The 14,075-nt window shown below is 67.0% G+C and carries 17 protein-coding genes; 16 read left to right on the top strand and 1 reads right to left on the bottom strand.

Going from position 1 to position 14,075, the window contains the following annotated elements; genetic code table 11:
• The first annotated feature begins 70 nt into the window (after nt 1–70).
• Nucleotides 71–802 carry a DNA repair protein RecO gene (gene recO, locus ACFPME_RS01380; protein ID WP_377301279.1) on the top strand — a complete coding sequence of 244 codons (732 nt, stop codon included), beginning with the start codon at nt 71–73 and terminating at the stop codon, nt 800–802.
• A gap of 29 nt (nt 803–831) precedes the next feature.
• On the opposite strand, the gene ACFPME_RS01375 is transcribed toward recO, so the two are convergent.
• Nucleotides 832–1,581 (bottom strand): response regulator, encoded by a 750-nt coding sequence (locus ACFPME_RS01375; RefSeq protein WP_377301277.1) that lies wholly within the window; start codon nt 1,579–1,581, stop codon nt 832–834.
• 45 nt (nt 1,582–1,626) lie between these two features.
• Between ACFPME_RS01375 and ACFPME_RS01370 the strand changes: the two genes are divergently transcribed.
• From ACFPME_RS01370 to ACFPME_RS01300, 15 genes are all read left to right on the top strand, one after another.
• The gene (locus ACFPME_RS01370; protein ID WP_377301274.1) at nt 1,627–3,648 is read left to right on the top strand and encodes a translocation/assembly module TamB domain-containing protein; all 2,022 of its coding nucleotides are present in this window, start codon (nt 1,627–1,629) and stop codon (nt 3,646–3,648) included.
• 52 nt (nt 3,649–3,700) lie between these two features.
• On the top strand, nt 3,701–4,312 hold the full coding sequence (locus tag ACFPME_RS01365; RefSeq protein ID WP_377301272.1) for a YdbL family probable chaperone protein: 612 nt from the start codon (nt 3,701–3,703) through the stop codon (nt 4,310–4,312).
• Nucleotides 4,313–4,425: 113 nt separating this feature from the next.
• Nucleotides 4,426–5,763 (top strand): 23S rRNA (uracil(1939)-C(5))-methyltransferase RlmD, encoded by a 1,338-nt coding sequence (rlmD, locus tag ACFPME_RS01360; RefSeq protein ID WP_377301270.1) that lies wholly within the window; start codon nt 4,426–4,428, stop codon nt 5,761–5,763.
• Nucleotides 5,760–6,281: a CYTH domain-containing protein gene (locus ACFPME_RS01355; RefSeq protein ID WP_377301268.1), complete on the top strand. Its 522-nt coding sequence runs from the start codon at nt 5,760–5,762 to the stop codon at nt 6,279–6,281. Before rlmD ends, ACFPME_RS01355 begins: the two co-directional genes overlap by 4 nt.
• Entirely contained in the window at nt 6,275–7,291 is a 1,017-nt protein-coding gene (nagZ, locus tag ACFPME_RS01350) for a beta-N-acetylhexosaminidase (protein WP_377301266.1), read from the top strand. Before ACFPME_RS01355 ends, nagZ begins: the two co-directional genes overlap by 7 nt.
• The gene (locus ACFPME_RS01345) at nt 7,288–7,848 is read left to right on the top strand and encodes a hypoxanthine-guanine phosphoribosyltransferase (RefSeq protein WP_377301264.1); all 561 of its coding nucleotides are present in this window, start codon (nt 7,288–7,290) and stop codon (nt 7,846–7,848) included. The genes nagZ and ACFPME_RS01345 overlap by 4 nt, the downstream gene beginning before the upstream one ends.
• Nucleotides 7,845–8,591, top strand: a complete 747-nt coding sequence (locus ACFPME_RS01340) for an S-methyl-5'-thioinosine phosphorylase (RefSeq protein WP_377301262.1) — start codon at nt 7,845–7,847, stop codon at nt 8,589–8,591. Before ACFPME_RS01345 ends, ACFPME_RS01340 begins: the two co-directional genes overlap by 4 nt.
• A 157-nt stretch (nt 8,592–8,748) precedes the next feature.
• Nucleotides 8,749–8,952: a cold-shock protein gene (locus tag ACFPME_RS01335; RefSeq protein ID WP_140655135.1), complete on the top strand. Its 204-nt coding sequence runs from the start codon at nt 8,749–8,751 to the stop codon at nt 8,950–8,952.
• Between the two features lie 82 nt (nt 8,953–9,034).
• Nucleotides 9,035–10,114, top strand: a complete 1,080-nt coding sequence (locus ACFPME_RS01330; protein ID WP_377301260.1) for a glycosylasparaginase — start codon at nt 9,035–9,037, stop codon at nt 10,112–10,114.
• A 12-nt stretch (nt 10,115–10,126) separates the two neighbouring features.
• Nucleotides 10,127–10,861, top strand: coding sequence for a copper homeostasis protein CutC (locus ACFPME_RS01325; RefSeq protein ID WP_377301258.1), 735 nt, complete (start codon nt 10,127–10,129; stop codon nt 10,859–10,861).
• A 110-nt stretch (nt 10,862–10,971) separates the two neighbouring features.
• Entirely contained in the window at nt 10,972–11,481 is a 510-nt protein-coding gene (locus ACFPME_RS01320; protein ID WP_377301255.1) for an HIT family protein, read from the top strand.
• 96 nt (nt 11,482–11,577) lie between these two features.
• Nucleotides 11,578–11,979 (top strand): VOC family protein, encoded by a 402-nt coding sequence (locus ACFPME_RS01315; protein WP_377301253.1) that lies wholly within the window; start codon nt 11,578–11,580, stop codon nt 11,977–11,979.
• A gap of 89 nt (nt 11,980–12,068) precedes the next feature.
• Complete coding sequence (gene fabV, locus ACFPME_RS01310; protein WP_377301251.1) at nt 12,069–13,271, top strand: enoyl-ACP reductase FabV; 1,203 nt, start codon at nt 12,069–12,071, stop codon at nt 13,269–13,271.
• A gap of 96 nt (nt 13,272–13,367) precedes the next feature.
• The gene (locus ACFPME_RS01305) at nt 13,368–13,682 is read left to right on the top strand and encodes a type II toxin-antitoxin system RelE/ParE family toxin (RefSeq protein ID WP_377301249.1); all 315 of its coding nucleotides are present in this window, start codon (nt 13,368–13,370) and stop codon (nt 13,680–13,682) included.
• 2 nt (nt 13,683–13,684) lie between these two features.
• Nucleotides 13,685–13,975: a helix-turn-helix domain-containing protein gene (locus ACFPME_RS01300; protein ID WP_377301247.1), complete on the top strand. Its 291-nt coding sequence runs from the start codon at nt 13,685–13,687 to the stop codon at nt 13,973–13,975.
• Nucleotides 13,976–14,075 lie beyond the last annotated feature (100 nt).

Here is a 14,075-nt window from a genome sequence, read left to right as displayed (position 1 = left end):
GCGCAAGCTGCCGCGCGTTATCGTGTTCCCCATTCCCCATTCCCCGTTCCCCGTTCCCCGCCCCTGACCCATGCGCATCGAACAGCAACCCGCCTACGTCCTGCACGCGCGCGCGTACCGCGAGACCTCGCTGTTGCTCGAGTGCCTGACCCGCGAGCATGGCCGGCTCGGCGTGGTGGCGCGCGGCGTGCGCGGCGAGCGCAGCCGCCTGCGGCGGGCCCAGCTGGAACCGTTCCAGCCTTTGCTGATGGACCTCCTGCTGCGCGGCGAAATGGCTGCGCTGACCGCGGTCGAGGCGGTCGGCACCCCGCTGCGGCTGTCCGGCGACGCCGGCCTGGCCGGGCTCTACCTCAACGAGCTGGTGGTGCGCCTGACCGGCCGCCAGGACCCGTTCCCGCTGCTGTTCGACGCCTATGCGCAGACGCTGGGGCGGCTGGCGGCTGGCGAGTCCCTGGCGTGGACCCTGCGGCGATTCGAACGCGACCTGCTGGAGCTGATCGGCTACGGCCTGCAGTTGCAGCATGATTCCGACGCGGGCGAGCCCTTGCTGCCGGATGCGTTCTACCGTTATCGGGTCGAACAGGGCGCGGTGCGATGCGCGGCGGGTAGCGCGCAGGCATTGCGCGGCAGCGATCTGCTGGCGCTGGAGGACGATCGCATGCCCGACAATCGCGGCCTGAAGGCGCTGCGCGACATGATGCGTGAGGTCATCCGCTTTCATCTGGGCGGCGGCGAGTTGCGCGCATGGCGGGTATTGTCGATGGCGGTCTCGCGCCGGCCGGGCGACAACGCCGCCGGCTAGGCAAGCTACGCTCGCCCGGCGCGAACGGCCTAGCTGTCCAGTGCCTGCAGCGTCGCCAGCAGCGCCCCGCGAAAACGGACCAATGCGGCAGGGGTCGCGCCGCCGTCCTGCAGCAGTTGTCGCTGCAACAGCACGGTCTGCGCCGACAGCGCAGCGGCGCCGCAAAAGCCGCAGGAGGAGCGCAGCCGGTGCAGCCGTTCGCCGAACACACCATGGTCGCGGCTCAGCGAATCCAGTTCCTGATCCAGCCGGGCCAGCTCTTCGCGCAGCAGCAAGCGCAGTGCGCGCATCGTGGTCGCGTCGCCGCTGGTGCTCAGCGCGGCGCCGTCGTCGAGCAAGCGTGCCGCACCGATCGTCGGTGAATCCGGTTGCACCAGCGCCAGCACGCGCTGCAGGTCGGAGACCTTGCAAGGCTTGAGCAGAATGTCGCTGAAGCCGGTGTCCAGCAGCTCCCGGCGCTCGGCCGGCTCAAGCTCGGCGGTGGTGGCCACCGCGATGCTGTCGGCGGATTCCGCCCGTGCATCTTCACGGAGCCGGGTGAGGATGTTCAGCGCGCCCGCGCCCGGCATGCGGCAATCCAGCAGCAACAGGTCGAACGCCCGGGTCCGGGCTTGTTCCAGTGCCATGAGGCCGTCTGCGCAGGCCTCAACCCGGGCCCCCAGCGAACGCAAGCCGTCGCACAGAAAGCGGCAGCTGCCGGGATCATCGTCTGCCACCAGCACGCTGGCCCCGGTGAGAAGCGGAGGCGCGGGACTCGTGCTGGCGAGGGGGCTGGTCATGACGAAATCCTTGTCGTTCAGCTTAATTTGGCAGAATGGCGCGACATGCGCCCGACATCAAGCCACCTTTTGCTCTGTTGCTGCCTACTGCTGGGGTTCGGCTGGATGGTGCCGGCGCGGGCGGATGTGGTGCTGAGCGCGAAGTCCATCACCGTGCCGGGCGTTCGCCTGCAATCGGTGACGGCCAGGCTGGATGCCGAGGCCGCCGGTGGGCTGGCGCTGACCTTGCGTGCCGCCCAGGCCGACCTTCCCGCGATGGGCTGGCGAAAGCTGGGCCTGACCCTGCAGGGCAATCTGCAACGCGACGAGCGCCTGCGCTGGGTGTTCGATGGCGAGGTGCGGCTGGCCGGTGCTCCGGGTGGCGCGCTGAGCGGCGCCCACGTGAACATTCTGCTCAGCGAGTCCGCGAACACCTTGCTGGTGGACATCCTGCAGGGCAAGGCGCACGTCAGCACCGCGCTGCCGCTGGATCAGCCGACCCACGCGCAGATCCGTCTGGATCATCTTCCCGCCGGCTGGCTGCAGGGGCTGCTCGGCACGGTCTGGTCGGGCCGCCCCACCGATGGCCGGGTGGACGCCGAACTGGCGCTCGACCTGCGAGAGGCCGGCATCCAGTCCTCCGGGCGTTTCACCCTGGACGGCGTAGGTTTCGACACGCCTGCCGGCACCTTGGCCGGGCAGGGGTTGAACGGCACCGGCCGCTTCGATCTCGATACCACCGACGGCCCGGCGCGGATGGATCTCGACGCCGGTCTGCGTGGCGGCGAGTTGCTGCTGGGCCCGCTTTACGCAAAATTGCCCGATCACCCGGTACAGCTTGGCCTGCGGGCCAGCGCGCAGGATGGCGCGTTTGAAGTGAGCCGGTTGCGGGTCAACGATGCCGACGCGTTGCAGCTCGACGGCGCGCTGGCATTCGACGCCAAGGGTGGACTGAAAACGCTGAAGCTCGATCGCCTCCATGCGAGCTTCCCCGCTGCCTACCAGCGCTACGGCCAGGCATGGCTGAGCACCCTGGGCCTGCAGGACATGCGCATCGCAGGGCAGCTCAACGGCAGCCTCGATCTGCGCAGCGACGGCCCGCGCAGCTTCGCGTTCACGACCGACCGCCTGGACATGGCCGACGCGGCGGGCAGGCTCGCCATCGAGGATCTGCGCGGCGGGCTGGACTGGTCGAGCCAGGGCGATCGCCCCGCCACGACGCTGGGCTGGCGCAGCCTGCAGTTCTATCGGGTGCCCAACGGCGCGGCGCAATCGCAATGGCGCAGCCATGACGGCACGCTCAGCCTGCAGCAGCCGTTGCTGGTGCCCGTGTTGAACGGGCAGCTGCGGATCGGCGAGCTCGATTGGCGGCCGGCGGCGGCCGAAGGACAGCGGCTGGCGACATCGTTGGTGCTGACCGGCGTCGACATGACAGCCTTCAGCCAGGCCATGGGCTGGCCGGCCTTTCCCGGCACGCTTGGCGGGGCGATCCCGTCGCTGCGCTGGGTCGGCGATCGCTTCGAACTGGCCGGCGGCCTGTCGGCCAGTCTGTTCGATGGCTTCGTCGACATCACGCGGCTGTCCCTGCAGCAGCCGTTCGGCCCCAGCCCGGTACTGAATGGAGACATCGCGCTGAAGCAGCTCGATCTGGCGGCGATCACCAGCGTGTTCGATTTCGGCAGCATCACCGGGCGACTGGACGGCTCGGTGAATGAGCTGCGGCTGGTCGACTGGAGTCCGGTCGCGTTCGACGCGAAGCTGCTCGCCGGCAGTGGCGGGCGCATCAGCCAGCGCGCCGTGAACAACCTCACCACGGTCGGCGGTGGCGGTATCGCGGCCGGGCTGCAGGGCGCGGTGCTGAAACTGTTCAAGACCTTCGGCTACAGGCGGATCGGACTCAATTGCGTGTTGCGCGGTGCGGTCTGCCAGATGAGTGGTCTGGATCCGGGCGAGGACGGCTACACTATCGTCGAAGGCAGCGGCTTGCCGCGGCTGCAGGTGATCGGCCACCAGACCCAGGTCGACTGGCCCACGCTGGTTCAGCGTCTGCACGAAGCCATCAATGGAGCGGCACCGCAGATTCGTTGACGGCGTTCCGATGCGCTTTTTCTTCCACCACTCCCAACTGCCGGAATCCACCATGCGCAAGCTTGTCCATGTGATCCTGACCTCGCTGGCCGTGGCGCTGGTCGGCTGCGTCACCATCAATGTCTACTTTCCCGAGGCTGCCGCGCAGAAGGCCGCCGACCAGTTCATCGGCAACGTGCTGGATGGCGTCGCACCCGCCGCCGCGCCCGCCCCGAAACCGCAGAAGCCGGCAGCTGGCAGCGATGGTCATCAGCGGCCTTCGGCGATGCTGCTCGACCTGCTGATTCCCGCCGCGCAGGCCGCCGACACGCCGAACATCCGCATCCAGACCAGCGCCACCGAAGCCATTCGCGGACGCATGCAGGCGCGCTTCCAGGGCGCGCTGGGCGACCTGCTGGACAGCGGCGCGGTGGGCTTCACCCATGACGGCATGGTCGCCATGCGCGACGCCGCCAAGGTGCCACTGAGCCAGCGCGCACAGGCCAACACCACGGTGGCCGATGAAAACCGCGACCGCGTCGCGCTGTACCGGGAGGTGGCCAACGCCAACAACCACCCGGAATGGGAGCCGCAGATCCGCGCCACCTTCGCCAAGAGCTGGATCGAAAAGGCCCGTGCCGGCTGGTACTACCAGAACGCCGCGGGCGCCTGGGTGCGGAAGTAGGTCCGCGAAGCGGCGCGCTCCCCCGCAGGCGGGGAGCGCGCCCCGGCAGCCATCCCGGGGCTGATCTGTGATAATCGGCGGCCAGCCATCGCGGCTCTATCTGCCTACGCCTCATGTCCCGATCCAACACCGTCTCGCCCACGCCTTTCGAAGCCCACATCACCGACCTCGGCCATGACGGCCGCGGCGTGGCCCGCATCGACGGCAAGACCGTGTTCGTCAGCGGCGCACTGTTGGGCGAGCAGGTCATGGCGCGCCTGCGCAAGCGTCACCGCCATTTCGACGAGGCCGAAGTCGTCGAGGTGATCACCCCCTCGCCACATCGCGTGGAACCGCGTTGCCGGCATTTCGCGCACTGCAGCGGCTGTTCGCTGCAGCACCTGGATGCGGAATCGCAGATCGCCGCCAAGCAGCGCGTGCTGGCCGAGAATTTCGAACGCATCGGCAAGGTCACGCCGCAGCTGTGGCTGCCGCCACTCAGCGGCGCGCCGTGGGGTTACCGGCGCAAGGGCCGCCTGTCGGTGCGCAACGTGGCGAAGAAAGGCCGCGTGCTGGTGGGTTTCCGCGAGGAGCAGAACCCGCGCTTCGTCGCCGAGATCCAGCAGTGCGAAGTGATGCATCCCGCGCTCGGCCCCAAGGTCGGCCTGCTGGCCGACCTGCTCAGCGCGATGGATGCGGTCGACACGATTCCGCAAATCGAATTCGCCGCAGGCGACGACCTGATGGCGCTGGTGTTCCGGCACATGCAGCCTTTGAGCGAACGCGACCAGGCTGCGCTGGTCGCGTTCGGCCAGCAGCATGGGCTGGCGATCTACCTGCAGCCGGGCGGCAACAGCAGCGTGCATCCGCTGTGGCCGGAAAACCCGCGGCTGGCCTTCCGCATCGCCAGCGGCGATGCCGCCATCGAGGACGTCGAGCTGGAGTTCCAGCCGCTGGACTTCGTGCAGGTCAACGCCGACATGAACCAGCGGATGATGGCGCGCACGCTGGAGCTGCTCGATCCGCAGCCGACCGATCGCGTGCTGGACCTGTTCTGCGGCCTCGGCAACTTCACCTTGCCGATCGCGCGCCGGGTGGCCGACGTGGTCGGTGTGGAAGGCGAGCATGGGCTGGTCGAACGCGCGGCGCAGAACGCCGCACGCAACGGCATCGCCAACGCCAGCTTCCACGTGGCGAACCTGTTCGAGGATCAGCGCGGCGCCGACTGGGCGCGCCAGCCGTGGGACAAGCTGCTGCTCGACCCGCCGCGTGCCGGGGCCGACAAGGTGCTGGAGTATCTGCCGCACAAGCAGACTCGCCGCATCGTCTATGTCTCCTGCCATCCCGCTTCGCTGGCGCGTGACGCCGGCATCCTGGTCAACCAGCACGGTTTCAGGCTGGCCTCGGCCGGCGTGATGGACATGTTTCCGCATACCGCGCACGTCGAATCGATCGCGCTGTTTGAAAGATGAAAATCGAAATCGAACGCAAATTCCTGCTGGCCAGCGACGACTGGCGTGCTGCCATCGAACGCAGCGAGCCGATCGCGCAAGGCTACCTGGTGGGCGCGCAGGCGCTGCGCGATGGCAGTGCACGCGCTTCGGTGCGGGCACGCCTCGCCGGCGAGCACGCATGGTTGAACATCAAGGCGGCCACGCCGGGCATCGCCCGGGCCGAGTTCGACTACCCGATACCGGTAGCCGATGCCAGGGCATTGCTGGCCAGCCTGTGCAACGGCGTACTGGAAAAAGTGCGCCACCATGTGCGGGTCGACGGCGTATTGTTCGAGGTCGACGAGTTCGATGGCGACAACCACGGACTGATCGTCGCTGAAGTGGAGCTGCCGGCGGTCGATGCGCCGTTTCCGCGGCCGCCGTGGCTGGGCCGCGAAGTCAGTGCACTGACCCGCTATTACAACGTCAACCTGATCGCGCATCCGTACCGGCAATGGTCGCCGGCCGAGCGCACTGCCGAGGATGCCGCATGTTGATGATCGGCGTGGCCGGGCTCGAACTGGCCGAACACGAGAAGCGCTGGCTCACCGCGCCGGGGGTGGCCGGCGTGCTGCTGTTCGCGCGCAATTACCAGTCGCGCGGGCAGCTGAGCGCGCTGTGCGAATCGATCCGCGAGATCGGCGGCGACGAGCTGCTGATCGCGGTCGATCAGGAAGGCGGCCCGGTGCAGCGCTTCCGCGACGGCTTCACCCGCCTGCCGCCGCTGGCGGCGATCGGCGCCCGATACGAGCACGATCCCGCGGACGCCGTGCGGCTGGCCGAGGAACACGCCTGGGTCATGGCCAGCGAGCTGCGTGCCAGCGGCGTCGATTTCAGCTTTGCGCCGGTGGTGGACCTGGCCCGCGGCAACGCGGCGATCGGGTTGCGCGCGTTCCATGCCGATCCGGCGGTGACCGCCGAGCTGGCGCAGGCCTATGTGCGCGGCATGCACCTGGGCGGCATGGCGGCGGTACTCAAGCACTTTCCCGGGCATGGTTCGGTCGCCGCCGATACGCACGAAGCGCAGGCGATCGACCCGCGTCCCCTCGACGTGATCCGCCGCGACGACCTGCGGCCGTTCGCCGAATGCATCGAGGCACGGGCCGAGGCGGTGATGATGGCGCACGTGACCTATCCGGCGGTGGACAGCCGGCCGGCCGGCTATTCGAAAGTGTGGATCGAGCAGATCCTGCGTGGCGAACTCGGGTTCGCCGGCGCGGTGATCAGCGACGACATCAGCATGGCCGCCGCTGGCGCCGCCGGTGGCGTCGGCGAGCGGGTGCGGGCGCACCTGGCTGCCGGCTGCGACCTGGTGCTGGCCTGCTTTCCCGAGGTGGTGGACGAGGCGATCGCGGCGATGCAGGGCGAAACCATCCTGCCGTCGTCGCTCCTGGCCAGCCTGCGCGGCGAACTGGGCGCGGACTGGGACGGCCTCACCAACAATCCGCAGCGCGATCGTTTCGTCGCACGCATCACGGCGCTGCTCGCCGATCAGGGAACTGCATGACTACTTCATTGCCGCCGCTGGCCGCCGCGCTGGCGCAGTCGGATCTGCTGCACGATCGCGGCGAGCTGGAGGCCGTGATCGTCGACATGGGCCGGCGGATCGACGCCGCACTCGACGGCGAGCGAGCGGTTTTCCTTACCGTGATGAACGGCGCGCTGATCTTTGCCGGCCAGCTGGCGCTGGCGATCCGCACCGATCTGGAATTCGACTACGTGCATGCCACCCGCTACCGCGGCGCCACCTCGGGCAGCGAGCTGCACTGGCTGCGCGAGCCGGCCGTGCCGCTGGCCGGCCGCGTGGTGCTGCTGGTCGACGACATCCTGGACGAAGGCCACACGCTCAAAGCGGTGCGCGAGGATTGCTATGCGCGCGGCGCGAAGAAGGTACTGATCGCCAGCCTCTGCACCAAGCGTCATGACCGCCTGGTCGAAGGCATCGCCTCCGATTTCAACGGCGTCGAGCTGCCGGACCGCTATGTGTTCGGCTACGGCATGGATTATTACGAGCAGGGCCGCAACCTGCCGGGCATCTATGCGTTGAAAGAGGCAGCCGCATGAGCACGATCGACCTGGCCGTCATCGGCGGCAGCGGCCTGTACAAGTTTCCGGGCCTGCAGAACGCCGAGCGCCTTGCCGTGGACACGCCTTACGGGGCGGCCTCGGGCGACGTCGTGCTTGGCGATTTCGCCGGCAAGCGCTTGGCGTTCCTCGCCCGCCACGGCGAAAGCCACACTCTGCCGCCGCACCGGGTCAACTACCGCGCGAACCTGTGGGCGCTGCACAGCCTTGGCGCTCGCCGGGTGATCGGCGTCAACGCCGTGGGCGGCATCCGCAGCGACATGGGGCCGCGGGTGATCGTGGTGCCCGACCAGCTGATCGACTACACCCATGGCCGCGCCACCAGCTACTGCGACGTCGAGGGTGCCGAGGTGAAGCACATCGACTTCAGCGAGCCGTATACCGAATCGCTGCGCCGGCCCCTGCTGGCGGCGGCGCGCGCGGCGGGCATCGCGGTGATCGATGGTGGCTGCTACGGCGCCACCCAGGGGCCGCGGCTGGAGACCCGCGCCGAGATCGCGCGGATGAAGCGCGACGGTTGCGACCTGGTCGGCATGACCGGCATGCCCGAGGCCGCGCTGGCGCGCGAGCTGACGCTGGAATACGCGTGTCTGGCACTGGTGGCGAACTTCGCCGCCGGCTGCGGCGACGAGGCCGAGATCAGCATCGAGGAGATCTTTGCGCATCTGGCGGCAGCCACCGCCGAGGTGCCACGCATCCTCGCGGCGATGCTGAAAAGCTGAGCAAGGCATCCGGCCTGGGAGGGCCCCAGGCATCTCTCGTATTGCGTTCAGCCTTCACATATTGCTACTTTTCGCCAGCCAGGGCGGCGAACCGAGGGGGCAAGTGGTTCAGCGCGAGTACTGGCGCACCCAATCCATGGATACAGAGGTTCGCGCAATGAGTTTCGGTACAGTCAAATGGTTCAACGACGCCAAGGGCTTCGGTTTCATCTCACCAGAGGACGGTGGGGCGGACGTTTTCGTTCATTTCTCGGCGATCACCAGCAAGGGCTTTCGCAGCCTGCAGGAAGGTCAGCGCGTGCAGTTCGAAGTGACCCAGGGCCCCAAGGGCGCCCAGGCTTCGGCAGTCGAAGCCGCCTGACCGGTCAGGCATACACTTGATGCAAAAATAGAAACCCCGCATCCGATGCGGGGTTTTTTTGTGGTCGTGGCCGGAGCATGCAATGACTGATCGCAGGCGTTTTCTCAAAGCTTCCCTGCTGGGCGCTTCGGCCTCGGTACTGGCCTGGGGCGGCAAGCTGGCCGCCGAACCTTCGGACCGAAGCGGCAAACCGGCCGCGCCGGCACCGCGCACGCCGGCGACCACGGTGGCCCGGGTGGCTTCGACCTGGGACTTCGGCATCGCCGCGAACCAGGCGGCCTGGTCCATCCTCGGCAAGGGCGGTCATGCGCTGGATGCGGTCGAACTCGGCGCGCAGGTGCCCGAGTCCGACCTGAAGAACCACAGCGTCGGCAAGGGCGGCTACCCCGATCGCGACGGCCACGTCAGCCTCGACGCCAGCATCATGGACGCCGACGGCAACTGCGGCGCGGTCGCCGCGCTCGAACACATCGCCCATCCGATCGCGGTCGCGCGGCGGGTGATGGAGCGCACGCCGCACGTGCTGCTGGTCGGCGAGGGCGCATTGCAGTTCGCGCTGGAGCAGGGCTTCAAGAAGGAGGAGCTGCTCACGCCCGAAGCCGAAAAGGCCTGGCACGAATGGCTGAAGACGGCGAAGTACCAACCCTCGATCAACAGCGAAGTGCACGACTACGGCAAGGGCGGCAGCACCGGCATGCCCGGCGGCGCCCATAACCACGACACCATCGGCATGCTGGCGATCGACGCCCACGGCCGCCTGGCCGGCGCCTGCACCACCAGCGGCATGGCGTGGAAGATGCGCGGCCGCGTCGGCGACAGCCCGATCATCGGCGCCGGCCTGTACGTGGACGGCGAAGTCGGCGGCGCCACCTCCACCGGCGTCGGCGAGGAAGTGATCCGCAACGCCGGCAGCTTCCTGGTGGTCGAGCTGATGCGCCAGGGCCGCTCGCCGCACGAAGCCTGCAAGGAGGCCGTGCTGCGCATCGTCAGGAAGCGCCGCGAAGCCTCCAGGACCCTGCAGGTCGGCTTCCTGGCGATGAACCGCGCGGGCGAGGTCGGCGCCTATGCGATCCAGCACGGCTTCTCCTACGCCGTGTGCGATGCGAAGAAGCAGGACGCCCTGATCCCGTCGCAAAGCGTCTACACCACGAGCTACTCGTGATCCCGCTTGCCCATGATGCTTGAGATCGCCGCCAATTCGGTCGCCTCCGCCCTGGCCGCGCAGGACGGCGGAGCAGGGCGGGTCGAACTGTGCACGGCGCTGGAGCTCGGCGGCCTCACGCCGTCGCACGCGCAGATCGCGCTGGCCCGCGAACGCCTGCGCATCCCGCTGCACGTGCTGATCCGTCCGCGCGCCGGCGACTTCCTCTACAGCGATCTCGAATGCGAAACCATGCAGCGCGACATCGAAGCCTGCGCGGCGCTGGGCTGCGATGGCGTAGTGCTCGGCGTGCTCGATGCCGAGGGCAAGGTCGACATGCCGCGCTGCCGCGCGCTGATCGCCGCCACCGGCGCCCTGGGCGTCACCTTCCACCGCGCGTTCGACCTCGCGCGTGATCCGCTGTCGTCACTGGACGACTTGATCCAGCTGGGTTGCGAGCGCGTGCTGACGTCCGGAGCCCAGGCCAGCGCATGGGAAGGCGCGGCGCTGATCCGCCGGCTGGTCGAGCTGGCGGCCGGGCGTATCGTCGTGATGCCAGGCGCGGGCGTGGACGCCGGGAACATCGGCAAGCTGCACGAGATCACCCGCGCCACCGAGTTCCACGCGTCGGCGAAACGGCAGCATCCGTCCGGCATGCGTTGGCAACCGGAGTTGCTGCAGGACATGCAGGATGGGGAGTTGCGCAGCGATGTCGAGCAGATACGAGGGATGGTGGCGGCGTTGAACGGCGTGGCTGCTTCACGCTGACTTGCTGGGGGACGGGGGCAAGTTCAGGCTGCAACAAGGCGGACAGCTTCGCCGCCGCTCAACGGAGCGTTGGGCCGCTTGGGGCAAACCAGCTTAATCGGAGAGGGCAAATGATCGAACTTCCCATAAGGGATCCGTGTGACCTTTGTGTGGCAGGTCGCGAAGAACGATGGAAAATCATAGACGAAAGCGAACATACGTTAACCGTGATCAACCCGTGGCAATTCGAAGTTGGCCAGTGCTGCGTCATCACACGTCGGCATGTCGCGACGCTACTCGATCTTTCCGACCAAGAGTGCGGGACCATAATGGCCTCGGCCAAGAGGGTCGCAGAGGCGCTGGTCAAGACTTATCGGCCCCTCGGAATACTTACGTTCCAGAACAACGGGGTCTTTAGTGGACAGGAAACACCGCACTTCCATTTTCATGTCGTGCCTCGGCAGAAGGGCAGTGATTGGGGTATAGGCCCGCCTCAACTCGCAACATTCGATGGCGCCGGACGCCAAAGAGGTGCCTCAAACGATCCAAGCGGGGATGCGCAACGTCGAGAGCGAGTTCAGGTTTCTGCCAAGCAACTTGCTGAAACCGCGAGCCTGATTCGCTCGAATCTGCCGGCGTAGTGTTCCGGCGCTGGCATTGGAAGGCGTCAGGCAGGGTGCGGGCACCAGCCAGGCGCAGCAGATAGCGACACACCCATCGACACCCAGGAGAGCACCGTGAGCAAACAGATATTCATCAACCTCCCGGTCGCCGACCTGCCGAAGTCCATTGCCTTCTTCGAAGCACTCGGCTTTTCCCGGAACCCGCAGATGGGCGATGACTCTGGCGCGTGCATCGTCGTCAGCGACACGATCTTCGTGATGCTGGCTACGCAGGCCAGGTTTCGACTTCACGCCCAAGGCCATCTGCGACACCGGCAAGGCCGTCGAGGTTTTGCTCAACCTCCATTGCGAGAGTCGCGACGAGGTGGATGGTCTCGTGGCCAGGGCGCTCGCCGCGGGCGGTACGACCTACGACCAGCCGGAAGACCTGGGCTTCATGTACTCGCACAGCTTTGTCGACCCGGACGCCATGGCTGGGGACTCTTCCACATGACCGCCACGCCGGCGCAGGCCTGAGCCGTAGCGGCCACGGCTCCCTACGGCAGCGCACGGCCACCCTGCTTGGTTACTATGGCGAATTGCCACATAGCATCGGGAGCCCTCGAGTGATCATCAAGCCCAAAGTCCGCGGTTTCATCTGCATCACCGCCCACCCGGTCGGTTGCGAGCGCAACGTGCTCGACCAGATCAAGGTCACCCAGGCCGCGGGCCACGACAAGGCCAAGGGCCCGAAGCGGGTGCTGGTGATCGGCGCGTCCACCGGCTACGGCCTGGCCTCGCGCATCACCGCGGCGTTCGGCTACGGCGCCGCCACGCTCGGCGTGTTCTTCGAGAAGCCCAGCAGCCACGAGAAGACCGGCACCGCCGGCTGGTACAACTCCGCCGCGTTCGACAAGGCGGCCAAAGCCGCGGGCCTGTACAGCAAGTCGATCAACGGCGACGCGTTCGCCCACGAAACCCGCGCCAAGGCTATCGAGATCATCAAGAACGAGATGGGCGGCCCGATCGACCTGGTGGTCTACTCGCTGGCCTCGCCGGTGCGCAAGCTGCCGGACACCGGCGAGGTGGTGCGCTCGGCGCTCAAGACCATCGGCGCGCCGTTCCACAACACCTCGGTCGACACCAACAAGGACACCGTGATCGAGGCCACCGTCGAGCCGGCCACCGAGCAGGAGATCAAGGACACCGTCACCGTGATGGGCGGCGAGGACTGGGCGCTGTGGATCGACGCGCTGAGCGCCGCCGGCGTGCTGGCCGAACACGCCAAGACCGTCGCCTACAGCTACATCGGCACCGAGATCACCTGGCCGATGTACTGGCACGGCACCCTGGGCCGGGCCAAGCAGCACCTGGACAACACCGCGAAGCAACTGCGCAGCCGCCACCCCGGCCTCGACGCCTACGTCGGCGTGATGAAGTCCGTCGTCACCCAGGCCAGCGCCGCCATCCCGGTGATCCCGCTGTACGTGTCCATCGCCTTCAAGATCATGAAGGAGAAGGGCATCCACGAAAACCCGATCGAGCAGGCCAACCGCCTGTTCCACGACCGCCTCTATCGTGCCGATGGTGCGGCCGCACCCACCGACGACGAAGGCCGGTTGCGGCTGGACGACTGGGAACTGCGCGACGATGTGCAGATCCCCTGCAAGACGATCTGGCCCACCGTCACCACCGAAAACCTCAAGCAGATCACCGACTACGCGGGGTACAAGCACGAGTTTTTGCAGTTGTTCGGGTTTGATCGGGGGGATGTGGACTATGACGCGGAGGTGGAGGCGGATCGGCGGTTTGACTGCATAGAGGGATGAGCCGCCTCTGCAGTTCGCAAACGTGCCTGCACAAGGCGGGCGGGTTGTCGACATACGCCATTGACGCATATGCGCCAATGGCGTAGTGTCTGCCCCATGGTCTTTGTTGAAACGCCCCTGTTCACCAGTCAGATCAAGCTGCTGCTGAGCGACGACGACTATGGCGCGTTTCAACGGGCGCTGGCTGACAATCCGCAATCGGGCGATGTCATTCCCGGCACAGGCGGCCTGCGCAAGATCAGGGTCGCGGCCAAGGGCCACGGCAAGAGCGGCGGCGCGCGTGTGATCTATTACCACTTCGTATCCGCGTCACGCATCGGCTTGTTGTTCGTATATCCCAAGAACGAACAAGTCAGCCTGACGCCAGCTCAGAAACTGGCGCTTCGTAAAATCATCGAGCAGTGGAGGTAGCCGTGGACGCCAAGCATTTCGCCAGCCTCTTCGAAAGCGTGACCCAGATGGACGAGATCGTTCACGGCGTGCGCGAGCCTTCGCGCGAGTTCCATATTGATCCCATCGGCGTCACCGAGATTCGAAAAGCCACGGGCTTGTCACAAGCCAAGTTCGCCACGCTCATCGACGTGCAGGTCGGGACGTTGCGTAATTGGGAGCAGGGGCGACGCGAGCCTACCGGGCCGGCCAAAGCGTTGTTGCGAGCTATCAGTAGAGATCCCAAGCATGTGCTTCAGGCGTTGGCCGGGTGATGACGGAAGGGACGGAGATGGGTCCGCTTGTCCATTTTTGGTGAGATCTCGCTCTCGGAAAGGGCGTGCGCGCCTGTACCTCGGTCGCGCAGATTGCTTA

Origin of the sequence: Rhodanobacter umsongensis (assembly GCF_042654965.1) — a bacterium.
Lineage (GTDB): Bacteria > Pseudomonadota > Gammaproteobacteria > Xanthomonadales > Rhodanobacteraceae > Rhodanobacter > Rhodanobacter umsongensis.
This window is presented reverse-complemented; position numbering and strand designations above follow the sequence as displayed.

Bases quoted from the DNA above. Each gene is read 5' to 3' on its own strand.
- recO (WP_377301279.1), top strand. From the start codon at position 71: ATGCGCATCGAACAGCAACCCGCCTACGTCCTGCACGCGCGCGCGTAC.
- ACFPME_RS01375 (WP_377301277.1), bottom strand. From the start codon at position 1,581: ATGACCAGCCCCCTCGCCAGCACGAGTCCCGCGCCTCCGCTTCTCACC.
- ACFPME_RS01370 (WP_377301274.1), top strand. From the start codon at position 1,627: ATGCGCCCGACATCAAGCCACCTTTTGCTCTGTTGCTGCCTACTGCTG.
- ACFPME_RS01365 (WP_377301272.1), top strand. From the start codon at position 3,701: ATGCGCAAGCTTGTCCATGTGATCCTGACCTCGCTGGCCGTGGCGCTG.
- rlmD (WP_377301270.1), top strand. From the start codon at position 4,426: ATGTCCCGATCCAACACCGTCTCGCCCACGCCTTTCGAAGCCCACATC.
- ACFPME_RS01355 (WP_377301268.1), top strand. From the start codon at position 5,760: ATGAAAATCGAAATCGAACGCAAATTCCTGCTGGCCAGCGACGACTGG.
- nagZ (WP_377301266.1), top strand. From the start codon at position 6,275: ATGTTGATGATCGGCGTGGCCGGGCTCGAACTGGCCGAACACGAGAAG.
- ACFPME_RS01345 (WP_377301264.1), top strand. From the start codon at position 7,288: ATGACTACTTCATTGCCGCCGCTGGCCGCCGCGCTGGCGCAGTCGGAT.
- ACFPME_RS01340 (WP_377301262.1), top strand. From the start codon at position 7,845: ATGAGCACGATCGACCTGGCCGTCATCGGCGGCAGCGGCCTGTACAAG.
- ACFPME_RS01335 (WP_140655135.1), top strand. From the start codon at position 8,749: ATGAGTTTCGGTACAGTCAAATGGTTCAACGACGCCAAGGGCTTCGGT.
- ACFPME_RS01330 (WP_377301260.1), top strand. From the start codon at position 9,035: ATGACTGATCGCAGGCGTTTTCTCAAAGCTTCCCTGCTGGGCGCTTCG.
- ACFPME_RS01325 (WP_377301258.1), top strand. From the start codon at position 10,127: ATGATGCTTGAGATCGCCGCCAATTCGGTCGCCTCCGCCCTGGCCGCG.
- ACFPME_RS01320 (WP_377301255.1), top strand. From the start codon at position 10,972: ATGATCGAACTTCCCATAAGGGATCCGTGTGACCTTTGTGTGGCAGGT.
- ACFPME_RS01305 (WP_377301249.1), top strand. From the start codon at position 13,368: ATGGTCTTTGTTGAAACGCCCCTGTTCACCAGTCAGATCAAGCTGCTG.